27 protein-coding genes are annotated in these 24512 nt (G+C 66.1%); 9 read left to right on the forward strand and 18 right to left on the reverse strand.

The window, feature by feature from the left end; all coding sequences use genetic code 11:
- Nucleotides 1-86 precede the first annotated feature (86 nt).
- The 9 genes from gspD to gspG form a co-directional block, all read right to left on the reverse strand.
- Entirely contained in the window at nt 87-2456 is a 2370-nt protein-coding gene (gene gspD / locus BLR29_RS19060) for a type II secretion system secretin GspD (RefSeq protein ID WP_092138640.1), read from the reverse strand.
- Nucleotides 2457-2511: 55 nt separating this feature from the next.
- Entirely contained in the window at nt 2512-3318 is an 807-nt protein-coding gene (locus BLR29_RS19065) for a type II secretion system protein N (protein WP_092138582.1), read from the reverse strand.
- Nucleotides 3318-3899, reverse strand: coding sequence for a type II secretion system protein M (locus BLR29_RS19070; RefSeq protein WP_092138583.1), 582 nt, complete (start codon nt 3897-3899; stop codon nt 3318-3320). The genes BLR29_RS19065 and BLR29_RS19070 overlap by 1 nt, the downstream gene beginning before the upstream one ends.
- Nucleotides 3896-5449: a type II secretion system protein GspL gene (gene gspL / locus BLR29_RS19075; protein ID WP_092138584.1), complete on the reverse strand. Its 1554-nt coding sequence runs from the start codon at nt 5447-5449 to the stop codon at nt 3896-3898. The genes BLR29_RS19070 and gspL overlap by 4 nt, the downstream gene beginning before the upstream one ends.
- Before the next feature lie 242 nt (nt 5450-5691).
- Nucleotides 5692-6729, reverse strand: coding sequence for a type II secretion system minor pseudopilin GspK (gene gspK / locus BLR29_RS19080; protein WP_092138585.1), 1038 nt, complete (start codon nt 6727-6729; stop codon nt 5692-5694).
- Nucleotides 6730-6736: 7 nt separating this feature from the next.
- Nucleotides 6737-7462 (reverse strand): PulJ/GspJ family protein, encoded by a 726-nt coding sequence (locus BLR29_RS19085; protein ID WP_092138586.1) that lies wholly within the window; start codon nt 7460-7462, stop codon nt 6737-6739.
- On the reverse strand, nt 7440-7871 hold the full coding sequence (gene gspI / locus BLR29_RS19090; protein ID WP_092138587.1) for a type II secretion system minor pseudopilin GspI: 432 nt from the start codon (nt 7869-7871) through the stop codon (nt 7440-7442). The genes BLR29_RS19085 and gspI overlap by 23 nt, the downstream gene beginning before the upstream one ends.
- Nucleotides 7868-8380 (reverse strand): prepilin-type N-terminal cleavage/methylation domain-containing protein, encoded by a 513-nt coding sequence (locus BLR29_RS19095; protein ID WP_092138588.1) that lies wholly within the window; start codon nt 8378-8380, stop codon nt 7868-7870. The genes gspI and BLR29_RS19095 overlap by 4 nt, the downstream gene beginning before the upstream one ends.
- Before the next feature lie 27 nt (nt 8381-8407).
- Nucleotides 8408-8887 (reverse strand): type II secretion system major pseudopilin GspG, encoded by a 480-nt coding sequence (gspG, locus tag BLR29_RS19100; protein ID WP_255371313.1) that lies wholly within the window; start codon nt 8885-8887, stop codon nt 8408-8410.
- A gap of 192 nt (nt 8888-9079) precedes the next feature.
- Here gspG and BLR29_RS19105 point away from each other — a divergent pair, with 192 nt between their 5' ends.
- The 5 genes from BLR29_RS19105 to BLR29_RS19125 all read left to right on the forward strand — a co-directional run bounded on the left by BLR29_RS19105 (nt 9080) and on the right by BLR29_RS19125 (nt 13179).
- Nucleotides 9080-9532 carry an RrF2 family transcriptional regulator gene (locus BLR29_RS19105; RefSeq protein WP_092138589.1) on the forward strand — a complete coding sequence of 151 codons (453 nt, stop codon included), beginning with the start codon at nt 9080-9082 and terminating at the stop codon, nt 9530-9532.
- 102 nt (nt 9533-9634) lie between these two features.
- Complete coding sequence (locus tag BLR29_RS19110; protein WP_092138590.1) at nt 9635-10855, forward strand: globin domain-containing protein; 1221 nt, start codon at nt 9635-9637, stop codon at nt 10853-10855.
- A 120-nt stretch (nt 10856-10975) separates the two neighbouring features.
- Nucleotides 10976-11698 (forward strand): general secretion pathway protein, encoded by a 723-nt coding sequence (locus BLR29_RS19115; RefSeq protein WP_092138591.1) that lies wholly within the window; start codon nt 10976-10978, stop codon nt 11696-11698.
- 172 nt (nt 11699-11870) lie between these two features.
- Nucleotides 11871-12470, forward strand: coding sequence for an EF-hand domain-containing protein (locus BLR29_RS19120; protein ID WP_092138592.1), 600 nt, complete (start codon nt 11871-11873; stop codon nt 12468-12470).
- Between the two features lie 217 nt (nt 12471-12687).
- The gene (locus tag BLR29_RS19125; RefSeq protein WP_092138642.1) at nt 12688-13179 is read left to right on the forward strand and encodes an Lrp/AsnC family transcriptional regulator; all 492 of its coding nucleotides are present in this window, start codon (nt 12688-12690) and stop codon (nt 13177-13179) included.
- Between the two features lie 84 nt (nt 13180-13263).
- Here BLR29_RS19125 and BLR29_RS19130 read toward each other — a convergent pair whose 3' ends face one another.
- Nucleotides 13264-13962 (reverse strand): GNAT family N-acetyltransferase, encoded by a 699-nt coding sequence (locus BLR29_RS19130; protein ID WP_092138593.1) that lies wholly within the window; start codon nt 13960-13962, stop codon nt 13264-13266.
- 346 nt (nt 13963-14308) lie between these two features.
- On the opposite strand from BLR29_RS19130, the gene BLR29_RS19135 reads away from it, so the two are divergent.
- Both BLR29_RS19135 and kefC read left to right on the forward strand, forming a co-directional pair.
- Nucleotides 14309-14896 (forward strand): glutathione-regulated potassium-efflux system oxidoreductase KefF, encoded by a 588-nt coding sequence (locus BLR29_RS19135; RefSeq protein WP_092138594.1) that lies wholly within the window; start codon nt 14309-14311, stop codon nt 14894-14896.
- On the forward strand, nt 14893-16719 hold the full coding sequence (gene kefC / locus BLR29_RS19140; protein ID WP_092138595.1) for a glutathione-regulated potassium-efflux system protein KefC: 1827 nt from the start codon (nt 14893-14895) through the stop codon (nt 16717-16719). The genes BLR29_RS19135 and kefC overlap by 4 nt, the downstream gene beginning before the upstream one ends.
- 197 nt (nt 16720-16916) lie before the next feature.
- Here kefC and BLR29_RS19145 read toward each other — a convergent pair whose 3' ends face one another.
- Both BLR29_RS19145 and BLR29_RS19150 read right to left on the reverse strand, forming a co-directional pair.
- On the reverse strand, nt 16917-17531 hold the full coding sequence (locus BLR29_RS19145; protein WP_092138596.1) for a TetR/AcrR family transcriptional regulator: 615 nt from the start codon (nt 17529-17531) through the stop codon (nt 16917-16919).
- A gap of 46 nt (nt 17532-17577) precedes the next feature.
- Nucleotides 17578-18375 carry a DUF1835 domain-containing protein gene (locus tag BLR29_RS19150; RefSeq protein WP_092138597.1) on the reverse strand — a complete coding sequence of 266 codons (798 nt, stop codon included), beginning with the start codon at nt 18373-18375 and terminating at the stop codon, nt 17578-17580.
- A 510-nt stretch (nt 18376-18885) separates the two neighbouring features.
- Here BLR29_RS19150 and BLR29_RS19155 point away from each other — a divergent pair.
- Nucleotides 18886-19338, forward strand: a complete 453-nt coding sequence (locus BLR29_RS19155; RefSeq protein WP_092138598.1) for a DUF302 domain-containing protein — start codon at nt 18886-18888, stop codon at nt 19336-19338.
- A gap of 65 nt (nt 19339-19403) precedes the next feature.
- On the opposite strand, the gene paaE is transcribed toward BLR29_RS19155, so the two are convergent.
- The 5 genes from paaE to paaA are packed head-to-tail and all read right to left on the reverse strand — an operon-like array spanning nt 19404 to nt 23379.
- Nucleotides 19404-20492 carry a 1,2-phenylacetyl-CoA epoxidase subunit PaaE gene (gene paaE, locus BLR29_RS19160; protein ID WP_092138599.1) on the reverse strand — a complete coding sequence of 363 codons (1089 nt, stop codon included), beginning with the start codon at nt 20490-20492 and terminating at the stop codon, nt 19404-19406.
- Nucleotides 20493-20503: 11 nt separating this feature from the next.
- Complete coding sequence (gene paaD / locus BLR29_RS19165) at nt 20504-21163, reverse strand: 1,2-phenylacetyl-CoA epoxidase subunit PaaD (protein WP_092138600.1); 660 nt, start codon at nt 21161-21163, stop codon at nt 20504-20506.
- 18 nt (nt 21164-21181) lie between these two features.
- Entirely contained in the window at nt 21182-22030 is an 849-nt protein-coding gene (gene paaC, locus BLR29_RS19170; RefSeq protein ID WP_092138601.1) for a 1,2-phenylacetyl-CoA epoxidase subunit PaaC, read from the reverse strand.
- Nucleotides 22031-22042: 12 nt separating this feature from the next.
- Nucleotides 22043-22330 carry a 1,2-phenylacetyl-CoA epoxidase subunit PaaB gene (gene paaB, locus BLR29_RS19175; RefSeq protein WP_092138602.1) on the reverse strand — a complete coding sequence of 96 codons (288 nt, stop codon included), beginning with the start codon at nt 22328-22330 and terminating at the stop codon, nt 22043-22045.
- A 26-nt stretch (nt 22331-22356) separates the two neighbouring features.
- Nucleotides 22357-23379, reverse strand: a complete 1023-nt coding sequence (paaA, locus tag BLR29_RS19180) for a 1,2-phenylacetyl-CoA epoxidase subunit PaaA (RefSeq protein ID WP_092138603.1) — start codon at nt 23377-23379, stop codon at nt 22357-22359.
- A gap of 335 nt (nt 23380-23714) precedes the next feature.
- Here paaA and BLR29_RS19185 point away from each other — a divergent pair, with 335 nt between their 5' ends.
- Nucleotides 23715-24182: a universal stress protein gene (locus BLR29_RS19185; protein WP_092138604.1), complete on the forward strand. Its 468-nt coding sequence runs from the start codon at nt 23715-23717 to the stop codon at nt 24180-24182.
- Nucleotides 24183-24221: 39 nt separating this feature from the next.
- On the opposite strand, the gene BLR29_RS19190 is transcribed toward BLR29_RS19185, so the two are convergent.
- Nucleotides 24222-24500, reverse strand: coding sequence for a DUF1488 family protein (locus BLR29_RS19190; protein ID WP_092138605.1), 279 nt, complete (start codon nt 24498-24500; stop codon nt 24222-24224).
- Nucleotides 24501-24512: the final 12 nt, after the last annotated feature.

Consider the following 24512-nt stretch of genomic DNA (forward strand, 5'->3'; position numbering starts at 1 on the left):
CGGCGAGGGCGGCTCGGACAGATCCGCCGACGATGACATCGGCGGCGGCGTGATGGTTGCTGGCGTATCGGTGGCCATGGCGAAGATCAGCTGGCGCGCGGCGTATTCGTCGCACCGGCACCATTCTGCGAAATCGGGCGCGGCGCAGTTTGCGGGACCGGCTGCGGCGACGGCGCGGTCCCCGGCTGCAAGGGCTCCAGCGGCAGCGGACTCTGCACGGGACCGTTGTAGCGCGGATCCACGAACGGCGTGCCCGGGGCGTCGGCCGGCGGGAGCACCGGCGTGTCCTTGTCGCGCACAAACATGTTAGGCGAGACAAAGCCCTGCTGCTGGCCGCGGATGTATTCGTAGCGATCCTGCGTCAGGCGGTCCGTGGCGCTGGCGGTGCGCATGATGTACGGGCGCAGGAACACCAGCAGGTTGGTCTTCTTGCGGTTCTTGTTTTCGTAGCGGAACAGGGCGCCGAGCCACGGAATGTCGCCCAGCAGCGGCACCTTCTGCACGCCGTCGCCATAGCTGTCCTCGATCAGCCCGCCCAGCACGATGATCTGGCCGTCATCGACCAGCACGTTGGTTTCGATCGAGCGCACGTTGGTGGTGGGGCCCTGCGTGGCGTTGATCGTGTTGGCCACCACCGACGACGATTCCTGGTAGATCTGCATCTTGACCAGTCCGCCATCGGTGATCTGCGGGCGCACGCGCAGCGTGATGCCGACGTCCTTGCGGTCGAAGGTCTGGAACGGCGTGACCGTCGCGGTGCTGCCGGTCTGCGCATAGGAGCCGGTGGTGATCGGAATGTTCTGACCGATCAGGATCTTGGCTTCCTCGTTTTCCAGCGTGATCAGGTTCGGCGTGGACAGCAGGTTGACGCTGTCGTTGCTGCCGAGAGCCCGCAGCAGTGCGCCGAGGCCGATGGCCTTGTTGACGACGCCCAGGTTCAGGCCGCCGATATCCGGCACCAGTTGCGTGGCCGCGGCAATGCCGCCCGTGCGGTCGTTGTTGATGGCCGCGATGGCGCCCGTCAGGTTGATGATGTTCTTGCCGCCGCTGCCGAAGTTGGTGCCGGCAAAGCCGACGGTATTGCCGCCCGAATTGATCAGGCCCTGCCACTGGATGCCCAGCTCGCTGGCCTGCGTGGCGGTGACCTCGACGATCATCGATTCGATATAGACCTGCGCGCGGCGCGCGTCGAGGTCCTCGATCACGGCGCGCAGGTTGCGGTAGACCGGTTCGCTCGCGGTGATGATCAGCGAGTTGGTGGTCGGGTCGGCCTGGATCGTGCCGCCCGTGGTGGGTTGCTGGTTGACCGCGAACGATGCGGAGAACGCATTGGCGCCGCCGTAGCCGGAGCTCGATCCCGAGCGGCCGGAGCCGCTGCTGGCGCCGCCACCGGTGTACTGGCCGCCCTGTGGCGTGGACGGGGTCTGGAATGCGCCGGCGCCGGTCGCGCCGATGGCGCCAGGCGTGCCGCCGGGCTGGGTCGAGGGCGTGAGGCTTGCATCGGCGGCCACGATCGCGCGCAGCGTGGAGGCCAGCTTCACTGCATCGGCATTCTTGAGCGGCACCACCCAGATGTTGCCGGGCTTGGCAAAGGGCTGGTCGAGTCTTTCGATCAGCGCGCGGGCCTGCTGCACGCGCGCGCGGCTGGAGGCGCGGATCATCAGCGAATTGCTGCGCGGTTCCGCCACCACCGTCGTGCGCAGGCTGGTGTCGCCACCGGGCGCGCCGCCACCGGCACCGCCGGCCGCGGACGGGTCCAGCAGCTTCTGCAGCACCACGGCCGCGTCGCTGGCGATCGCATACTTCAGCGGCACCAGTTCCACTTCGCCCGAGGCTGGCGCATCCACGGCCGCGATGATGCGGGCCAGGCGCCGCAGGTTGTCGGCGTAGTCGGTGATGACCAGCGTGTTATTGGCCGGATACGCGGTGATGGTGTTGTTCGGCGCGATCATCGGCCGCAGCACCGGTACGAGGTTGTTGGCCGACTCGTAGTTAAGCCGGAAGACCTGCGTCACCACTTGTTCGCCGCGGCTGCCACCTTGCCCGATCACGATGGGGGATCCCTGCAGCTTGGCATCGGCCTCCGGCACGACCTTGGTGAAGCCGTTGCCTTCCACCATCGCATAGCCCTGCATCCGCAGCACCGACCCCAGCGTCTCCAGCGCCTGCGCGCGCGAGACCGGCTGCTCGGTGACCAGGTTCACCGTGCCCTTGACCCGCGGATCGATGACGAAGTTCTTGCCCGTGGCCTGACCCACCGCCTTTACCACGGAGTCGAGATCGGCATTGACGAAGTTCAGCACCACCTGGTCGCGGTTGCGCGGCGAGATGTCGTTCGGCTGCGGTGGCTGCTGCGCCCAGAGCGGCGCGGGTGCCAGCAGGGACAGGCCGCACAGCAGCACAGTGGCGCGCGCGCAGGCGGTGCGGAAGAAGGGTCGGGGTGCTTGGGTTTTCATCATTGTTTCGAAACGGACTGCTTCTCTCCGGCAGTGGTGGGTCAGAAGCGCAGCCTTAGAAGCGCAGCCTTGTTACGTTGTCCTCATGTCGTCCCAGCAGGCTCAGCAGGCCTGCCAGCTGCGTGGCGGCCTGAGGGTCGGTACGGGCCGTGCCCTCGAAGCGCGCCTGCCTGCCCAGGGTGCCGCTGCCCTCCAGGTACAGCGGTCCGGCAGTGGTCCTCAGTTGCAGCTTGCCGTCCGTTCCGGTCAGGTCGATCTCGACGCGATAGCTGCCCAGCGGGCGCAAACGGCTGACTGCGGCGGACATCTGCTCGAACTGCATGGTCAGGTGTCCGTACTTCTGGTTGCCGGCAAAGCGGCCCTGCAGCGCCGACCAGGCGATGCGCATCATGCCGTCCGGGCGCAATGTGTTGAACGGCGCGCCGATGCCCTCCAGCAACGACGCCGGCAACCGGATCGCGCCGGGCTGGACGCTCCAGCCGGCCGGCGTCACGGCCACGGTGACCGGCGACGGCATCGACTGGTCGTGCGTCAGCACCATCCGCAGCGTGCCGGTCAGCAGCGGCCAGAACGCCACGTCCCATCGCAGCCGGCCCGGCAGGACCGTCGCCGTCTGGCTGCCCGCGCCGGCGGACAGCGCCAGCGTCGCGCTGCCGTGCCAGACCGTGCCGGCCGCGTCGGCCAGCAGGACCCGGCGCTGCGTGCGCGTGGCCACCGTGTCGGCCAGCCACGCCGCCGGCCAGCCGGCCAGCATCGTCACGACCACGATGGCGAGGCCCAGCAGCGTCCAGCGCACCCGCTTCCAGCCGTTTGCGACGGGCGTGCGCCGACGTGCCAGGCGCAGGGATTCCAGCCGCGCCATCAGTTGCGGCCACCGGCACCGGGGCCTTGCATGGTGGCGGTCACGTTGACGAGCGCCGTGGCGCCCACGTAGGCAATCCGTGCGTCCACCACCTTCAATCGCTGCTGCTGCCGGACATCCTGCAGCCAGGCGGCCACCGACCCGAAGGCGGCCTTGTCGATCTGTACCTGCACGGCGTTGTCGCCCGTGGGCGCCAGCCGGGTGGCCTTGAGTCCGTGCAGGCCCAGGCTGTCTTGCAGCGCCTGGGTCAGCGCATCGCCACGCAGGGAAGGCGCCGGGCTGGCGGACAGGCTGCGCGCTTCCTGCGCCAGGGTTTCCATTTCGGCGAGGTCCGCGCGCAGCGCCGGCAGATTGCGGGCCAGCCGCGCGCGACCGTCGGCGGCGGGCTCCCAGAGCACCAGATAGCCGATGACGAGCGCGAGCACCACGGCGCCGCCGCCCAGAATGGCCTGCTCGCGCGGATTGCGGGCGTTCCAGAATACGTCGAAGCGTTCGCGCCAGCGATCCGGCACGCGCGGCTTCAGGCGGGCCAGACGGGCAGCGATGAGACCGGTCCGGCCGGTGCGGTGGTTGTCTTTCATGATCCGGCCTTCACGGTCCAGCGCGTTGCACCTTGCGGTGGCGTGCTGCCGGCGCGACCCGCCGCATCCGGCGGGGTCTTGTCTTCTTCCATCTGCAGGCCGGCCTGGCGTGCGTTGTTGCGCAAGGTGTTGGTGTCCATGCCGGGCTTCACCGTGGCGTAGAGCGTGCCGGCGCGGTAGTCGAGCTGCAACAGGCCGTCAGGCGGCAACTGCTGCGCGGCGAGGGCGAACTTGTCGGCGAGCGGCAGGAAGTCGTTCGGCGTGCTGCGCCCGCTGGCCGTGCGCAGCTGTTCGATTTGCCGGCGCATCAGCAGCGGCGGCTCGGCAATCGGGGGGACATTCGGGAACGCCGTGTGCAGGATGTCGATCTGTGCCGCCTCCAGCCGCCTGGCTTCCTGGCGCAGCATCAGCCACTGCACGTTCATGCCGATGATCTGCACGAGCAATACCCCCGCGGCCAGCGCCAGCGGCAGGCGCCACGCGTGCAGGTTCCAGCGGTCCGCCCGTCCCTGCGCGAATTCGAACTGGGCCAGGTCGAGTTGCGGCTGGCGCAGGCAGTCCTCCACGCCAGCCAGCCAGATGCGCCAGTCTTCCGACACGCGGGAGGCGCGCGGGGCAGGGCGTTGGTTGCGCAGCGCCGACACTGGCGCCTGGGCCACGGCTGCGCGGTCACCGTGCCATTCGCCAGCGGGCGCCAGGGCCTGCCAGGCCGCCAGTGCCTGGCCTCCCAGCAGCAGGCCATAGCCTTCATACGGCCCGGCGCGGACGGTCAGTTGCCACAGCCGATCGGCGGCGGCCATGGTGGCGATGTCGAGTTGGGGATCGGCTTGCGCGAGCGCGGTGGCTGCGGCTTCCACGACCAGCGTTGCGGGCTGTGCAGGCGCGGCGGTGTCGGGGCTGGCAGCCGGTGTGGCGGAGGGCGTGACGGATGGGCTGGCGGACGTGCCGGCGGACGGACCCGTGCCGGGCACTGGTTCGAGCTCTCCGGCGAGCACGGGTTCGCGTGCGGTGGCCTCGGCCGCATCTGCGGCCTGCCCGGGCTCGGCGCCGGGGGCGAGCGGCAGGCAGAGCTGCGCGGGCAGCACGTGGCGGCGGCGGTGCTTGTGGTCGGCAAAGGCGTCCAGGACTGCGCGCAGCCAGGCGCGGTCCGTCACCATCAGCAGCCGGCGGCGCGCGGCGCGTGGCGACGCGGCAGGCTCCAGCACGGGGCCCAGCGCGATATGGCACGGTGCAGCATCCGTCGCGAGCACGTCCTCGACGAGGTTTGGCAACGCCAGTCTCAGCCGGGCGGGCGGCAAGGGCGGCACCCGTGCCGTCGTCAGCAGCACATCGCTGGCGGCAACAATCAGCACGAGGCGGTCGGCGGCGGGCATTTCGGCGGCCAAAGCGTGGCCTTCCCGCAACAGCTCGGGCGCGTCTGGAAGCCCGGTCCGACGGCCTTTCTCCCCTACGGGCGTGCGTACCAAAGCAAAGGGCATCGCGCCGAACTGCCACGGTTGCGGCTGGTCATGCGGCCGTTGCGGCAGGCGGACGTAGAGGGTGGTGCTCAAAATGTCGTTGGTTTCTGGGTGGCAAGGTGCGCCGGGGCTGCTTCGGCGGGCTGCCGGATGGCGAAGCGCGCGCTTCCGTGACGGGCGGTTTCAGCTTGCGTGATCGGCGCTGGCGCTCGCCCGGCTTCGGCCCGACAGCGTACCTTGCCTGTGTGACTAACTCGCGTCAATAGCGCCCAGTCCGGATTTGCGGTCGGACGATTGAGGCATAGGCGTTGGGCCCGGCGCCCGACAGGATGGCGTCAGCGTTGCTCCGGCATGCGGTCCGCATCGCGGACCCAGATGACCCGGGTGGTATTGCCGCTGCCGAAGACCGGCGCGCGGAAGATCAGCGAGACCTGGAGCCGCCGTGCGCGCTCGTGGCGTACCAGGCCGTAGATCAGGAAGTAGTTGGTGCGGACGTCGAGCGTTTCGGCCACGCTGGCTCCGGCGGCTTGCGGCGCAATCGCGCTCAGCTGGGTGCTGACATCCGCGGTGTTGTTGAAGTAGGCGCGGTCGCGCTGGCGTACCAGTTCGCGCGCGCGATCGAGCGGCAGCTTGTCGATGACCGCCGCCAGCACTTCGGCGTCGGCGGTGTTGGCGTTGACCTTGGTCCGCTCCGGCAGCACGGTGACAAACGGTTCGAGCGTGGCCACGATCTCGGGCGTGTAGCCGGGGATCGCCAGCAAGTCCGCGGCGCTATCCGGTGGCCGGGGCGGCGGTTGTCCGTCGATCGCACCGCCCTTGGCGGCACGCAGCATGTACTGGGCGGTGGGCTCGGCCAGCGCCGCGTTCATACCGAGCGTTTGAAGCAGCCGGCGGAACGCCACCAGCGACGGCGCATCGATCTGGGCCACGCGGCCGGCGCCATCGGCGTTCCAGATATAGAGATTGGTCAGGTTGAACCGCGCCTGGGCGTCGAGGATTCGGCCGGACAGGAACGAGGTCTCGCCGGCCTGGTCGGTGCGCAGGCCGGCGCCGAGGAAGTCGGACAGCCGGGTTTCCGCGATGGGCACGGACCACGGCTCGCCCAGATAGTCGACGTTGGACCGCCGCTGGTCGTCGCGCAGGATCAGGCGCGCCCAGTCCACGGCGGCGCGTTCGATCCACGCTGCCTGGGCCACCAGCCGCTGGTTTTCGATCGAGCGGATTTGCACCTGCTGGCGCCAGAGCATGCCCGAGACCACCACTACGGCCAGCGTGACGATCAGCAGCGCGGTGACCACGGCGGCACCGTGCTCGCGTCGGGACAGTCGGGCGCGTTGCGAACGTCTGGAGAGGGCGGGCCGGTTCAGGGTCATGGCTGCGTTACAGGCCCGTCATGCAGATTTTCTGGAACTGCCGGGGCGCGTCGCCATCGCCCAGGCGGGCCAGAACCGTCAGCTCCACCGCACGCACCGCCGCGTTGCCGACGGTGTTGCCGGCATCGGCCTGTGCGTCGCTGGCGCCTGTCGCCGGCGCGGGGCTGGCTGCGGCGCTGCCTTGCAGCATGATGGCGCGAATGCGACCGGTGTCGATTTGCCATCCCACCGGATCGATCCATGTGCGCGCCGACAGCTGGTTTGTATCGCCCAGCAGCGGTCGCATGTGCACGCCGGCGCTGCCCGGCTGGCGCAGGTTCAGCATGGCGCCTTGCACGTCATTACGCGTAGTCGCCGGCCGGCTGGCCAGGCGTACCACGGTATTGCCGTCAAGCCGGTAGGCGACCACCTGCCACGCCGCGGGCTGGCCTTCGTCGCGGCGGTCCCGCACCATCAGCAACTGGTTGGGGCCGATTTCCACCGGACTGGACTGCAGTTGCGCCGGGCTGGCCAAGTGTTCGCAATCGGACTGGAACTGGCCGTAGAGCACCTTCAAGGCGTCGAGGCGCGCATCGTGATCGGTCAGCCGTTCGCGGCTGCGCGTGAGCGAATCCAGCGCCCGCCAGCCGATCACGGCCATCACGGCCAGCAGGGTGATGGCGACCAGCATCTCCAGCAGCGTGAAGCCGCGCGCCGTGCGATGCCGCCGGTCAGAGGACGTTGCGCGTTTCATTTGGGACGAGGGTAACCAGCCAGGCCAGGCGCACGGATTTGTCGGTCGCGGACGGATAGACGGCGATCTCCACGCGGCGGAAAGAGGGGTTGGGCGTGCCCGAAACCGATTCCTCGCACCAGAGCGGCGTGCCGCCCTGGGGGCAGTCGTAGCCGCGGGTGCCGGGATCGGGCCATGTCCTGGAAAGGCGTAGCGTGGCCAGGTGGTTCTCGGCGCTGAATTCGGCCAGCATGCGGGACTGCAGCGATGCGCCGGATTCGACCATCGAGCCCATCGCGCGCATGGCGGCGGTCAGCGCCACGGCCAGGATCGTCAGGGCGACGAGCACCTCGATCAGCGTGAAGCCTTGCCGATGGCCATGACAGCCATGACGGCCATGATGGCCACGAACGCGATGGGGCCGGGTCATTGCAGCACCGTGGCGCGGTAGCGTCCGCTGCCGTCGCCGGTTACGCCCACGCGGATGTTGCCGCGCGTGAGAACCAGCCGCTGCGGTTCATCGACCAGTTCGCGGCCGAAGATCAGGCGTGTGGGGCCCGTACCGGTACGGCGGCCGCCATCGACGATGACCGCGCTGTCCAGCGCCAGGCGCCAGTGTCCGGGCGCGAACACGTCCGCGCGCATCGGCACCCAGCCCTGCGGCGTGGATTCGAGGAAGCGCCAGCCGCCGGCATCGCCCTCCCATGCAAGCGGCCGGGCGCCCAGTTGAGCGTCTTCCTGGGCGAGTTCGAACAGGCGGGCGATTTTCTGGCCGTCGTCGAATACGCGCCCGCGCTCATTGGGCGAGGCGTTGACGGCCACCAGGGAAATGACGATGCCGGCGATCACCATGACCACCAGCAACTCCAGCAGCGTAAAGCCGGTGCGCCGGCGGCGGGGGAGGGAGGCGGCAGGGCCGCGCGGCGGCGCCGGGCGCATGGAGAGTCGGAAGGGGAGGAGGGGGGCTTATTCCCAGTTGCCGATATCGGCGTCGTTGGCGCTGCCGCCAGCCTGGCCGTCGGCGCCGAAGCTGAAGACGTCGATCTCGCCGCGCACGCCCGGGTTCAGGTACTGATACGGGTGGCCCCAGGGGTCCTTGGGCAGCTTTTCCAGATAGCCGCCGCCCTTCCAGTTGTTCGGCACGGGTTCGGTGGTCGGCTTGTTGACCAGCGCGGGCAGGCCCTGTTCGGTGGTCGGATAACGGCCGTTGTCCAGGCGATACAGCTTGAGCGCCTGCATGATCGACGAGATATCCTGGCGCGCGGCGACGATGCGGGCCTCGTCGGGGCGGCTCATGATCTTGGGCACCACCAGCGCCGCCAGCACTCCCAGGATGACGATCACCACCATGATTTCGATCAGGGTGAAGCCGCGTGCACGGCCGTTGCAGCGGTGGGGGGCGGTAGCGGGCGTACGGGCGGAAGAGAAGGTGGTCAATCTGCGCATCGTGTCTTGCCTTGTGCCTTGTCATTCGGGTGATCCGCGCCAGGCAGGTGGGCGCGGCCGCATTGGCCAGAAAGTATAACCCCCCGGCGTGACTGTTTTATGTGATGCAGACTCGCCTTGGTTGCCGACCCAACGGCCCGGCGAACAAATATCTTGCATTGCAAATGCACGTTATCTATTATTCCTCCCACGATGCAACTGACCCGTTTCTCCGACTACGCGCTGCGCCTGCTGATGTATGTGTCACGCGGCGACGGCAGCCGGCCGATCACCATTGCGGAAGTCGGCCAGCAGTTCGATATTTCGCACAACCACCTGGTGAAGGTGGCCGCGCGGTTGTCGAAGCTCGGCTGGATCACCGCCACGCGCGGGCGCCACGGCGGCCTGCAGCTGGGGCCGGATGCGGAACGCTTGTCGGTCGGCACGATCCTGCGCGAGCTGGAGGGCCACAAGTCGATCATCGACTGCGCGGACCCGCCCTGTGCGCTGCAAGGTAACTGCCGGCTGAAGCGTGCGCTGGATGAGGCCGAGGAAGCCTTCTATAGCGCGCTCGATGGCGTGACGCTGGCCGATGTGGCCGGCAGCCGCACGGCAGAGTCGATCATCAGCCTGCATCGCGATTTCCTGAGCCGACGTACGGCATAAGGGCCCTGGGGCGGAAAAGCCCCCGGCTGTGCCAACTATCGTCGGCTTATTTGTGCCTTAAAATATGCATATGAAATGCATAATTGACTTGGAGTATTGCTGATGCTGTCCGCTGCTTCCCGCCCCTATATCGATGCCAGCGTTCCCGTGCTCCGTGAGCACGGCCTTGCGATCACGACGCATTTTTATCGTGAAATGTTTGCCGCGCGACCGGAACTGACCAACCTGTTCAACATGGGCAACCAGGCCAACGGGTCGCAACAACAATCGCTCGCCTCGGCGGTGTTTGCCTACGCCGCCAATGTCGACCGCGCCGATCTGCTGGCACCGGTCGTCGAGCGGATTGTCCACAAGCACGTGGCCGTGGGCCTGACGTCGGCCCACTACCCGATCGTCGGCAAGTACTTGCTGGGAGCCATTGCCGCCGTGCTGGGCGATGCCGCCACGCCGCCGCTGCTGGCCGCGTGGGACGAAGCCTACTGGATGCTGGCCGGCGCGCTGATCGCGGCGGAGGCGCGGTTGTACGAGCGCAGCGGCATGGCGCCCGGGCAACTGCTGCGCGTGCGCGTGGTCCATCGCGAGAACCAGGGCGATGCCGTTGTGGCACTGACCCTTGCCGCCGACGATGGCACGCCGCTGCGCGACTTCTCGCCAGGCCAGTACATCAGCGTGGAAGCCACGTTTGCGGACGGCCGTCGACAGTTGCGTCAGTACTCACTCTCTGGCGAGCGTGGCGTGCCGACGTGGCGCATCTCGGTGAAGCGCGAGGAGGGCGGCGAATCCACGCCGGCTGGCGAGGTGTCCAACTGGCTGCACGACACTGCCCATGTCGACACCACGCTGCACGTCAGCACACCGTGGGGCGACTTCGCACCGGAGCTGGAAAGCCGCCAGCCGCTGGTGCTGATGTCCGCCGGTATCGGCATTACGCCGATGGTGTCGGTGCTGCGTACCCTCGCCAAGGAGAACGCGCACCGTCCCGTGCTGTTCGCCCATGCCACGCGCCACGGCCGTCACCATGCGCACCGGAATGACCTTGCCTGGGCGCGTGAACGCATGCCGAACCTGCGTACCCACATCAGCTACGAGACGCCGCACGCCAGCGATGTCTCCGGCCAGGACTACGACCACGTCGGCACCATGCCGATCCAGACGTTGCTCGGCGCCGACGATACCTCGCGGTTCAATGATGGAAAGTTCTACATGTGCGGTCCGATCGGTTTCATGCAGGCACAGCGCCATGCGCTGATCACCTCGGGCATCCCGGTTGGCCATATCCACCGGGAAGTCTTCGGTCCGGACCTGCTGGACGACCTGCTTTGACAAGAGCAATGCGCGGGGCGCGCTGGCTGTCTGACACGGACTGACGTCCCGGACAGACAGTCGACCCGCGCGTCTGGTACGCTAGGCAGTCCAACTTCTTGCCGCCTGGCGTACCGTCTCGTGCCCACCCTTTTCCGGCCTGCCTTCCGCTTCGACCTTTCCGCAGCCTGGCTCCCGCGCCTGGCCAGCCTGGTGCTGTTTGTCGCGCTGTGCGCGCTGGCGACGCACTGGGTTCTGACGTTCAGTGCGATGCGGACCATCCCGGTCCCGCAGACGGCGCGCGTGGCCCAGACCGAGGCCGTGGAAACCGGCGCCATCGCCACGCTATTCGGTGGCAGCGCGCAATCCGGTGTACGGGATGTGCAATTGATCGGCGTGGTGGCGGACCTGGACGGCGTGGGACCGGCTGCGGCCATCCTGTCGCTCGACGGCGGCCCGGCCAGGGCCGTACGCGCGGGGGCATCGCTCTCGCCGCAGATCCGTCTGACCGAAATCCATGGCCGCAAGATCGTGATCGAGCGCAACGGCGTGCGGCAGGAGATCGCGCTGCCGCTGCAGGCAGGCGTCAGCGCCGGCAGTCCGGGCACCGTACCTGCGGCGCCGCCGTCGGGAGCCGCCGCACCGCTATCGACACCGATGCCGTCCCCCGCTCCCGCGCAGACACCGGCCGCAATCGCGCAACCCGGGCAGATGCCGCAACGTCCCTCACAACAGCGGCCTCCGCAACAGCAATTCCAGCCGCAGCAGCAGTTTGCGCCCGAGCAGAATCAGGCGCCGCCCGAGCAATATCAGCAAGTCCCGCTGCAGGGCATGGTTGGCGAAAGCCCGGGGCCCAAGGATTGAAACGCCGCAAAGCGTGGTTTCAATCCATTGCGCAATGTTTGACTGTCTTGCACGCGTTTACGCAGGAAGTCCAATCTGTGAGGGCCGTAACATCGTATTAAAAGTATCAACTTTGCAAGATCGTCTGCGTTCTAATCCGTACATGCCCAACGTGATGAAAAGGAGCACAGACATGCAACGCAATCACAAGACGCACATCCTCAAGAACCTGCTCGCGGCCTCGGCCGTCCTGCTGATGGCTGGCGGCGCTTTCGCGCAAACTGCCGCGCCGGCTCCGTCCACCGCACCCGCGCCGCAGGCAGCCCCACAAGGCGGCATGTCCCATCACCACATGGGCGGCCCCGGCGAGCACCACGGCGGCGGCATGTGGCTGAAGTCGGTCGACACGGATGGCGATGGCACGATCTCCAAGGCGGAGGCCGACGCGCTGTTCAACAAGATCGATACCAACCACGACGGCAAGCTCGACAAGGCGGAACTCGCGGCGTATCACAAGGCCGCCTGGGAGCAGCGCCGGGCGCAGATGAAGACGGAATTCGAGGCCAAGTTCAAGGCGGCCGACAAGAACAATGACGGCGCGCTGACCCGCGACGAAATGAAGGCGGCGTTCCCGCGCATGGTGAACCGCTTCGACCAGATCGATGCCAATCACGATGGCAAGGTGACGATGGCCGAAATCGAATCCGGCATGCAGAAGATGCATCAGCAACGCATGCAGCGTCGCGGCCCGGGGGCCTCCGCGCCTGCCGTGCCGTCGGGTAGCGGCAACTGATCGGCACCTCACCCAGCAAAGCGCGACCTTCGGGTCGCGCTTTTTTTTGCCAGAATGCCTCCCGCTTGGCACCATCCTTGCTGCTTCAGGTGATGTAAGCGGCGGGTACAATGCCTGGCGAAAGCTCCCATCGCATCAAAAAAATTGCGTACTTGTGCACGACTTGTTAAATTTGCGCAAAAAAATTGCCGACAAACATATTGCGGAGCAACAAAACGTGAGCAAGGTGGAGCTGGACAAGATCGATCGGAAGATTCTGGAAGTCCTGCAGACCAACGGGAGGCTGACCAACCTGGAAGTGGCCGAGCGCGTGAACCTCTCGCCGAGCCCCTGCCTGCGTCGCATCCGTCGGCTGGAGGAGATTGGCGTGATTCGCCAGTACGCTGCGCTGCTGGAGCCCAACAAGATCGGGCTCGGGCTGCTGGCATACATCAACGTTCGCCTGGAAAAGCAGGGTGGCACGCCGAAAGGCAAGGCGCCACTGGACCTGTTCCGCGCGGCAATCCAGACATGGCCCGAGGTGGCAGCGTGCCACGCGATGACTGGCGAGATGGACCTGTTGCTGAAGGTCTATGTGGAAGACATGGAGCACTTCGCGCGCTTCATGCAGGAGCAACTGCTTGCGCACCCGTCCGTGATTGACGTGCGGTCCAGCTTCGCGCTGGAATCGATCAAGGACACCACCGCACTGCCGGTGGCCGACGCCTGACGGCCGGGCCAGAAACACAAACGGCGCACCCTGGTGGTGCGCCGTTTGTGTTGGGAAGCCTCGGCTTCGCGGAGGTTCGTCGGCTCAGGCCGTGTGCTTCTGTGGCAACAGCGAACGCCAGAAGCGCAGGCCAAACCGGCGTGCATCGCGCAGATTGCGGCGAACCATGTAGTCCAGGTCGGCAACCTGTTCGTCCAGCGCCTCGGTGAGGCGGCTGACGGTGTCCGCCGGCGGCAGTTCCAGGTAAGCATCGGCTTCGCCGTACGCGTACTGGACCTTCATGCCGGCCTTCTTGGCAATGTGCATCATCGCCGCGTTGCGCGACAGGCAGTGCATGTACAGCGTGCGCACATTCGTGTTGCGGCCATGGATGGCGGCCCGCTCGAACAGTGCGCTGCCGATGCCGCGGCCACGGGCGCTCTTGGACACCGACACGCCGAATTCCGCCACTCGGCCCTGTGCATTGTCGCGCAGGTTGGCAAAGTGACCCACGCCGATCAGGACAAGGTCTTCGTCGTAGACGCCGAACACGGAGTCGTGGTCGAAGTCGATGCTGTCGACGTAGGCCTCGATCACATGGTTGCCAACGGACTGGCCAAAACGGAGCAGGCGATCCTCCTCGCCGAGGGCGAGAAAATGCTTCTGCAGGCGGGAGCGATGATGGGCGGCCAGTTCCCGCACCAGAATGGTGGGGCGCTGAGCGGCCTGTGTGGCTTCGGCTGCACGGCGAAGATCTTCATCGGTTACGGCACCGACGGCCCGGCTCAGTTCGAGCGGATTCACTTTGGTTTCCTTCTTCAGTGATCGGTATAAAAATAGCACCGGTATGGTGGTTGCCTGCGCACTTCCGCGACTTTCGCGCATTCTTGCGCGCAAAGTGATGCTGTTCGGGCAAATACTAGGTTGCTGCGATGCAGAAAGTATTGTAGTGGAATTGTCAGATCCGCGTAAGCTTCCCGCGGCGCAACAAGCTCCTCAAAGTGTGACATTTGGAAAATCCAAGTTTTTTCAATGGCTTAGCCACGTGGCCAAGCCACTCCATGCGCGGCGGATGTGGGCTTGCTGCAACGCCGCATGTTTTCTCCTGCCGGACACTATCCGGACAACGATCCGCTGACTTCTTGCCTTCATGACCGAGCCACCCATCGTTGTGATCTATGCGCATCCCACGCCCCAGCGTTCCCGCGTCAACCGTCCCCTTGCCGAAGCCCTGGCAGCCTTGCCTCATGTGGCCGTGCGAGAGCTCTACAGCCTCTATGTCGACTACGACATCGACGTGGTAGCCGAGCAGCGCCTGCTGTCCACCGCCGACACACTGGTGCTGCAGTTCCCCGTCAGGTGGTACAGCGTGCCGGCACTGCTGAAGCTCTGGTTTGATGAAGTGCTCGAGACCGGTTGGGCCTGCGGGCCGGGTGGTACCGCGTTGCGCGGCAAGTCGATGCTGGCGGTGGTCAGCACGGGCGGGCACGCCGATGCCTACGGGCCCGACGGCACGCACGGCCATCCGATTGCCGATTTCCTGTTGCCACTGGAGCAGACCGCGGTCCTGTGCGGCATGAGCTGGCTCCCGCCGGTCGTGCTGCACGATGCCGACAACGTGCATCCCGAAGCTGTCGCGCTGCATATCGAGCATGTGGCCCGTCACCTCGCGCCTCCGCTGCCGGTTCCGCCGGAAATCCTGTCGCCGGACTCCTCGCTGCAGGAGGACGCGCCGTGAACCAGCACGACTTTCTGATTGCGCTACTCGTGTTCCTGGTGGCGGCCGTCGTGGCCGTGCCCCTGGCACGTCGGTTCGGGCTGGGCGCCGTGCTCGGCTACCTGCTGGCCGGCGCCGCCATCGGACCCTTTGCACTGCGCCTGGTCACCAACGTGGAGTCGATCCTCCATTTCTCGGAATTCGGCGTAGTGATGATGATGTTCGTCATCGGGCTGGAGCTGGAGCCGAGGAAACTCAAGAATCTTCGCAAGACCATCTTCGGCTATGGCAGCGCCCAGTTGGCGGCATGCGCGCTGGCGATAGGCATCCTGGCCATGCTGCTTGGCGCGTCCTGGCAGGTCGCGCTGGTGGCCGGGCTGGGGCTGGCGTTGTCATCTACGGCGATTGCCTTTGCGACGCTGGCCGAGCGGAACCTGATGGGCACGCCAGCCGGGGCCGCCAGCTTTGGCATCCTGCTGTTCCAGGACATCGCCGCCATCCCGATGATCGCGTTGCTGCCACTGTTGGCGGCGGACGCCGCCGACGTGGCGGCCGGCGTGTCGGCGCAGGGTGTGCCGCATTGGCAGACCGCGGCCAAGGCCGTGGCGGTGATTGGTGCCGTCGTGGTCGGCGGGCGCTATCTGGTGCGGCCCGCACTCCGTTTCATCGCCGGCACCGACATGCGCGAGATGTTCACCGCATTCGCGCTGCTGCTGGTGGTGGGGATCGCGCTGATGATGGATGCGGTGGGCCTGTCAATGGCGCTTGGCACCTTCGTGGCCGGTGTGCTCCTGGCCGATTCGGAATACCGCCACGCGCTGGAGGCCGACATCGAGCCTTTCAAGGGGCTGCTCCTCGGGCTGTTCTTCATGGCCGTGGGGATGTCGATCGATTTCGGCGTGCTGAGCCAGGCGCCGTGGCGCGTGCTGGGGCTGGTGGTGGGTTTTGTTGCCGTCAAGACGCTCGTGCTGACACTGCTGTCGCGCCGCTTTGGCATCGCGCGCGGGCAGCGGCTGCTGTTCGGGCTGCTGATCTCGCAAGGCGGAGAGTTCGCATTCGTGGTGTTCTCGGTGGCGGGCAACGCGGGTCTGCTGCCGGAGCGGGTCGAGGCGCTCCTGATACTCGTCGTGGCGCTGTCGATGGTGGCGACGCCACTGCTGCTGCTGCTCTTCGACCGTTTGCTGGCGCCCCGCCTGAATGCGAAGTCGCGCCGGGCGGACGACGCCATCACGCCGCAACACAATCCGGTGCTGATTGCCGGCTTCGGTCGTTTCGGGCAGATCATTGGCCGTCTGCTCTATGCACAGGGCATCGGCGTGACGGTGCTGGATCACGATCCGGACCAGATTGAGTTCCTGCGCAACTACGGTATCAAGGTGTTCTACGGCGATGCCACGCGAATGGACCTGCTGGAAGCCGCTGGCGCCGCCAACGCGCGGATCATCGTTGTGGCCATCGACGGGATGGAAGACAACCTGGCCTTGATCGACCGCGTGCGCGAGCGCTTTCCGCACCTGGAGATCTATGCGCGGGCGCGGCACGTGTCCCACATCTATCAGCTCAAGGACCGAGGCGTGCAGATCTTCGAGCGCGAGATGTTCGAGGGTTCGCTATCGATGGGGCGCCGCGTGCTGGAGGGTCTCGGTTTCGATCCGTCAGACGCCCGTAACGTGGCGCTGAGATTCCGGCGGCATAACATCCAGGCGCTCGATCGCTTTTATCCGCATTACACCGATCAGAAAAAGCTGGTGTCGCTGGCGCGGCAGGCGCGCGACGAACTGGAGGAAATGTTCCGGCAGGACCGGGAGCAGCGGCAAAAGCGGGAAGAGGCCGAATGGTCCTGACACGCAAGGCGAGCGGTCGGTTTCGCAATTAACGCCGGGTTTATTCCGTGCGCCGGGGGGTGCGTGAGTACGGCTTGAATGGCTGGTGGATTTCCGGAGTGGCGCCGATGTTCGCCAGGAACTGCGCGGGGATGATCCCGGGTCAGGGGCGGGATGCCCTCGGGGCAACCCTGACCCGGTGTTCGCTCAGAGCTGATTCAGACCGTGCCTGGCACGCGTGCCAGGCCGCCCTCCAGCAGGTCGATGACCATTTCCGCGAACTGGGCGTATGACAGCTTGCCGCCCGGCTTCAGCCAGGTGAACGTCCAGTTGATCATGCCGAATACGGTCATGGTCAGCGCCGTCTGGTTTTCCCGGGTGACGCGCTCCGGAAAGGCCAGTCGCAACTGGCGCGAAAACGCCGCCACCACGTCGCGCTCGCGCTTGAGGATCAGATCGCGTTGCTCCTCTGCCAGGAACTTGACGTCATTGATCAGCGCGATGTGCCGGGTCTGCGATGTTTCGTATTCGGTCAGGAACGCGCGCAACAGGTGGCCGAAGCTTTCCCGGTCAGAACGGCCGTGGCGTTCGCTCTCGGCTCCCACTTCGGTGACGATCAGCATCAGCCGGCGCGTGTAGCGATCCAGAAGGTCGAACAGGATCGCTTCCTTGCTTTCGTAATAGTGATACAGCCGCGCTTTGGACGTGCCGCAGGCCGCGGCAAGGTCGGCCATCGAGGTGCTGGGATAGCTGCTGGCCGCGAAGGCGGCAGCAGCCAGGTCCAGGATCTGTTCGCGTTGTGCCTCGAAATCGGGCGCCTTGGTTCTGGCCATATCGGTGGGAGGATTCCGCCGTGTTGTTCTTGTCGCCGGGGTGGCGCTATTCTGCGCTGGCGGCGAGGTTGTTGCGACGGAATTCGCAGGTCTGCAGGGAATCGGCGTTGCCGCGCAGTAACAGCTGGCCGGCGCTGATCAGTTCGCGGCAGCGCCAGAACACGAACCAGTCACTGGCCAGCAGGCCCTCGATGGCGCCCATCACGCTCCCCACTACCTGCGCGGCCGGCGTCCAGTCCTCGGGCGCGCGCTCCAGGATCACGTCGTCCACCGTGTGATATGCGGCCGGAACCAGCGTGTTGCCCTTCCACAGGCGAACGTCGGCATTTTCCTTGACGTTCTGCTGCCACTCGTAGCCCAGCCGGCCAAGCCGCAGCACCGAGACCGGTGCGATGGTCGAAAAGCGTCGCGCCAGCCGGGCCGCCGGGTACATGCCGATGGCGGCGAGACCGCCGTGCGCCGGGGTTTCCAGCTCTCGCAGGTCCATCGCCACTTCATTGATCCGCTGCGGCGCCTGGTACAGGTGGAACACCACGCGGCGCAGCATCAACTGGTCCGACGCGCTCTGGCCGTGCCAGATGGCGACCTCCAGGTTGTCACGGCGCAGCGCCTGAAGCTGCTCCAGCGCCTGACGCATCTCGGCGGCGAAATCGATATCGGTGTGGGGAGCCACCCGCTGCCAGAACCCGGAGCGGATCAGGCCGGTGCTGTCGACGTCGGCAATCGGGCCGACAGCCAGGTCATCGCGCAGGACGACCACCGGATCGGGTCGGGCCGCCTGGGCCAGTGCCTGGCGCAGCGTGTTGCCTGCGACGTCGCCGTTGACGACATGGATATATTGCATGACCGTGATTGTATAGGGTGCGACGGGTCCCGGGCCTCCGGTCGCGGTCGCACGCGCCGTCGGTTGACGGGCCGGCGGCAGGCAGTGCGACGTATGGAGCGTGTCCCGCCATTGTAATCACGGCGCGCTGCCCCCCGCTGGCTTGCGATGGGGGGCGTGTGGGATTCCCACCATATCGATGCCCCAGTCAAACGGCGATGCCGTGCGAGCGCCACTTGACCACCGACTTTCCGCCGACGCGCTTCCCGTTGGCGTCGTCTCGGCGATGGCGTGGCGGGCGCCGCGGCAGCATTGCCCGATGCCCCGGGTGGGGGCAGGGAGATTCGTATATCTGCGATGTTCGTCGCGGACAAGCGTTCTTAAGATGGCAAGGCAGCATCACTGCGATTGGACTTCTCCCCGATCTCACCATGGGGCCCCGCAAAGGGAGTCCACAAAGGGAGTCCACAAAGCGGTATCGCACCAATCGCCACGTCTTGCCTCGCTAACAATCTCCGACTGGAGCCTCAAATGAATGTTCTACGCAAATGGCTTGCCGCATGTCTCCTGGCCATACCACTGTCGCTGCAAGCGGCCGATGGGCTGATCGTCGTGCAAAGCGCGCTGCCTGCCGCGGCAACCATTGAGAAAATCGAGAGCGCGGTGAAGGACAGGGGATTGACCGTATTCGCGCGGATCGACCATGCAGCGGGCGCCGAGAAAATCGGCAAATCGCTGCGGCCAACGACGCTGCTTATCTTTGGTGGCGCGGCGGGCGGAACGCCGCTGATGGAGTGTGCCCAGACCGCCGGCATCGACTTGCCCCTGAAGGCGCTTGTGTGGACCGACGAGGCCGGGAAGACGTGGGTTGGCTACAACGATCCTGCGTACATCGGGAAACGCCATGGCGTGCCGAACTGCCCGGCGGTGGCCACTCTGGCCCAGGCCCTCTCGCGATTGATCATGGGCGCAGTTGCGCAGTAGACGCCGTGGCAGAAGCCGCAGCAGAAGCCGCAATACTGGCTGGCAGCGCCTGAGGGCTTTCGACACTACCGATCGTCGTAGCTCACCACCACTCGGGGCGTCAGCGCTCGTGCCTGGCAAGTCAGCACGAAGCCCTTTTCCATCTCCCACGGCTCCAGCGTGTAGTTCTTTTCCATCTCGACCTTACCTTCGAGCACCTTGGCGCGGCACGTGCAGCACACCCCGCCCTTGCAGGCATAGGGCAGGTCCAGCCCAGCTGCCAATGCGGTGTCGAGCACGTTGGCATCCTCCAACGGCAGGCGCATCTTGTGTTGCTTGCCGTCCAGCACTACCACCAGTTCCGCCGTGCCAGCATGATCGGCATGGCTGGTGGGTTTTGCCGGCTTCGACCGGGTCAGCGGTACCCCAAAGCGTTCGGCGTGGATCTTGTGGGGATCGACGCCGGCCGCCTTCAATGCGTCCTCCACTTCATCGATCATCGATGCCGGGCCGCAGACAAAGGCGGCGTCGATGTCATCGACGGGAATCAGCGTCTCCAGGAAAGCCGCCACCCGCGCGCGGTCCAGCCTGCCGTGCAGCAGGTCTACTTCCTGCGGCTGGCGCGACAGTACATGGTAGAGCGTGAAGCGCGACAGATACTGGTTCTTCAGGTCCTCCAGCGCCTCGGAAAAGATGATGCTATCGACGTTCCGGTTGCCGTACACCAACGTGAAGCGACTTTGTGGCTCCACCGCCAGCGTGGTGCGGATCAGCGACAGCACAGGCGTGATGCCGCTGCCGGCGGCAAAGGCAACATAGTGACGCGCCGTGCCGGCGTCCAGCGGTACGTGGAACCGGCCGTCCGGCGTCATGACTTCGAATACCTGGCCTGGCGCGATATTGTCGTGCAGCCAGGTGGAAAACACGCCGTCTTCCACCAGCTTCACCGCGACGCGCAGTTCGCCCCGGGAATCGTAGTCCTGTACGCCGCAGCAAATTGAGTACGACCGGCGCACGTCCTGGCCGTCCACCGGGGCCTTGATCGTGAGGAACTGGCCTTGCGTGAAGCGGTAGGCGCTGCGGAGATCTTCGGGGACGTCAAACGCAATCGAGACCGTATCGGACGTTTCCGGACGAACCTGTGCCACGCGGAGCGGGTGAAACTGAGGGGTCATGGGTCCGGCTCTCAATAGGGTTTGAAGTAGTCGAACGGCTCGCGGCAGTCCAGACAACGGTAGAGCGCCTTGCACGCCGTGGAGGCAAAGCGGGACAGTTCTTCGGTATGGACGCTGCCACAATTCGGGCAGGTGATGGCGTCATCGACTGGCGTGCCGACGCGTGGCACGAAGCGCAACGGATGAACGGTGCCCGTTGGCGCAGCATCGGCATGGCATCGTCCCGGCGGAGCGATGCCGTATGAACGCAGGCTGGCACGGCCCGCTTCGGTGATCCAGTCGGTCGTCCAGGCCGGCGCCAACACGGTGTGGACGCGCCAGGGCGCCAGGCCCGCTGCTTCCAGCGCGCGACCGACATCCTCTTCGATTTGCGACATCGCCGGGCAGCCGGAGTAGGTTGGCGTAATGATGGCCTCGATAGTGATGCCGTCATCCGCCATCGTCACGTTGCGGAGGATGCCGAGGTCGCGGATCGAGACCACCGGGATCTCGGGATCAGGCACGGCTTCCAGCGCCGCCCAGGCGCTGGCCAGCCGCTCCGCGAGCGTACGCGGGCCGGCGACGGCCGCTTGCCGGAATGTCGGCGCGAACGGTGACACGGAGGCCGGCACGGATGCGGCAGTGCCGGGGTCCCGAGCGTGGGTGTGGGCGTAGTCGTCGGCGGGGCGCATGGCAGCGAATCCGTCCGGTTACCACTGGGCGCCCGGGTGGGCGCGCGCCAGCCCCTGCATCTCGGCCAGCAGGTAGCTCATGTGTTCGGAATGCACGCCGTGCTTGCCCGTCGACAGGAACGCCGAGGGCGCTGGCAACTGCAACGTGGCCTCATCCAGAGTGGCGTGCACTGTGGCGTCCCATCGGTCGCGCAGATCGGCTGTCGGCACGGCCACGCCTTGCGCGGCGGCCTCCTGCTCCACGGGGTCGGCGGCAAAGCATTCGTTCATATACGGCAGCAGGTGATTGAGTGCCTGCTGCATCCGCGCATGGGATGCTTCCGTGCCATCGCCCAGGCGTACCACCCAGCCGGCGGCATGCTGCAGGTGGTAGCGCGCTTCCTTGGCGGACTTGGCGGCGATGGCGGCCAGCTCGGTATCGCGGCTGGATTCCAGCGCCGGCCACAGCTCGGCCATCAGCGCGCCGTACAGGAAATTTCGCATGATCGTGACCGCGTAGTCCCGGTCGATGCGCGCCGTGCCGGCCAGCGGGCCATGGTGCGGAAGCTCCTGAAGCGTCCAGTTGCGGAAATCGCGTTCGTGGCGCCAGTAGGCGTAATCGTCCTCATGCCGGGCGCGACCGGTCAACTGGCCCTCCAGCACGCCCGCATGCGTGTACAGCAGCCGTGCCTGGCCGATCAGGTCGAGACTGATGTTGGCCAGCGCGATGTCTTCCTCCAGTGCCGGGCCGTGTCCGCACCATTCGGCGTTGCGCTGGCCCAGGATCAGTGCGTTGTCCGCCAGGCGCAACGCGTATTGCAGGGCCGCGGTGCGCGCGAGCGGCAGGCGGGCGAGGGTGTTCTCGTCGGCGACGGTCGTTTGCGTCATGGTCCCGGGGCCTTACATGTGATTGACTTCGTCGGGCAGCTGGTAGAACGTCGGGTGCCGGTAAATCTTGTCGGCGGCCGGATCGAACAGCTCGGCCTTTTCCTCGGGCGCGCTCGCCGTGATGACGGATGACGGCACCACCCAAATCGACACACCTTCCTGGCGGCGCGTATAGACGTCACGGGCCATGTGCAGCGCCTGCTGCGCGTCGGCGGCGTGCAGGCTGCCGCAGTGCTTGTGTTCGAGGCCTTGCTTGCTGCGGACAAAAACCTCCCACAGCGGCCATTCTTTTTGCGTCATGTTGATCTCCTTGATCCGGGGCACCGTTACGCAGCCTGGCGGCCTTCCGCTTCGCGGCGGGCCCGGCGTTCCGCGTGGGCCAGTGCGGCTTCGCGCACCCAGGCGCCGTCGTCGTGCGCCTTCACGCGTGTGGCCAGGCGCTCCTTGTTGCAGGGCCCGTCGCCGTTGATCACGCGCCAGAACTCATCCCAGTCCAGCGGGCTGTAGTCGTAGTGACCGCGCTCGGCGTTCCATACGAGGCCGGGGTCGGGTAGCGTCACGCCCAGTACCTTGGCCTGTTCGACCGTCGCATCGACAAACTTCTGGCGCAGGTCGTCATTGGAAATGCGCTTGATGCCCCAGGCCATCGTCTGGTTGCTATTGGTGGATGCTGCGTCAGGTGGGCCGAACATCATCAGCACCGGGAACCACCAGCGGTCGACGGCGTCCTGCACCATTTCGCGCTGGGCGTCGGTGCCGCGCATCATGGCCAGCAGCGCGTCAAAACCTTGGCGCTGATGGAACGATTCTTCCTTGCAGATGCGGATCATCGCGCGCGCATAAGGACCGTACGAGCAGCGGCAAAGCGGAATCTGATTCATGATGGCCGCGCCATCTACCAGCCAGCCGATCACGCCCACGTCCGCCCACGTCAGCGTCGGGTAGTTGAAGATCGACGAGTACTTGGCGCGGCCGGTGTGCAGCGCATCGACCAGATCCTCACGCGAGGCATTGAGCGTTTCCGCCGCGCTATAGAGATAGAGGCCGTGTCCGCCTTCGTCCTGCACCTTGGCCAGCAGGATGGCCTTGCGCTTGAGCGACGGCGCCCGGCTGATCCAGTTGCCCTCCGGCAGCATGCCGACGATCTCCGAATGCGCGTGCTGGGAGATCTGGCGCACCAGCGTTTTGCGGTACGCATCGGGCATCCAGTCCATCGGCTCGATCTTGCCGTCTTCCGCGATGCGCGCATCGAAGTCGGCCTGGCGCTGGACGAGGTCCGCGTCCATGAGCGTGTGGCCCAAGGTTGCTTGCGCCGGCTGGCCGGGCAGGTCAAGACTCTGCGTGTACATTGCGCCTCCTTTGGCGGGGGCCGCCTGGTTCTTGTCGACGAGGGTCGGGGTGACTTGGAGTTTGGGTCGGCGGCGAGCTTGTCCACTATATATATAAACCGAACGGTCGGTCAATTTAAAGGGATCTTGCGGCCGGGTTGCGCGCTGCCAGATTCGCTTTTGCCGCCCGCGCGGGCATTTCTTGCGAACGGTCTATTCAGAATCCGCTCACGACGTGAGTCGGGGGCCACGTGTAGTATCAATGTCAGTGCCTGGCGCGATGGCGTGCGGGCCACTGCCATTCATTTGCATCTTCCTATCAGCACCTTCCAATCTACTTCCCGGAGGACAAGGCGATGACGAGCACGGCGTACAGCAAGATCGTAGTGGCGGTTGACGGCAGCAGCACCTCGGATCTGGCGTTGGCGGAAGCGATTCGCGTAGCGGGCAGCGAGGCGACGGTCCTTGCGCTCTATGTGGTGGACAACGGCATGATGCTGTTCGATGCCGGTTACTACGATCCCACACAGATCGAGCGTGCTTTTGTCGATAGCGGCAAGCGTGCGCTGGAGGCCGCAGGCAAGGTCCTGGCGGACGCAGGGCTGGCGTTCGAGACGAAGCTCGTTACCGACCCGGCGGTGGCGGGAGATATCGCGGCTTCACTCAATGAAGCGGCACGCGAATGGGGTGGCGACCTGTTGGTAGTGGGGACGCACGGCCGCCGCGGCGTGCGCCGGCTGGTGCTGGGCAGCGTGGCGGAAGCTGTTATCCGCCAATCGACGATGCCGGTGTTGCTGGTGCGCGGGAAGGCTTCCGACGAATAAGGCGTCGGAGACCATAAGGGACAAACAGGCGACGCGCGGTCAGCTTGCGAAGCGGAAATGGCCGCTTCGCAGCACGATTTCGCGGGCTTCGGTGAGTTCGAACAGGCTTTCCGCCAGTTGTTCGATGCGCTGCCGGTTCGTCGCGAATGCGTGAAGCAGGTCTTCCTCGCGCGGCGACCGGGCGCCGCAATGCGTTTCCAGAGCTTCGGCGGTGACGGAGTACTGGGATTGACTGCCATTGACCGTGGCCGGGCAGGAGAGCGTCAGACTGGCGGCGCAGTAGGTTGGGACGCTGGTGGGGAAGGAGACTTCGGTCATGGCGCACCTCGT

Source organism: Cupriavidus sp. YR651 (genome assembly GCF_900101625.1).
In the GTDB taxonomy this organism is placed as follows: Bacteria; Pseudomonadota; Gammaproteobacteria; order Burkholderiales; family Burkholderiaceae; genus Cupriavidus.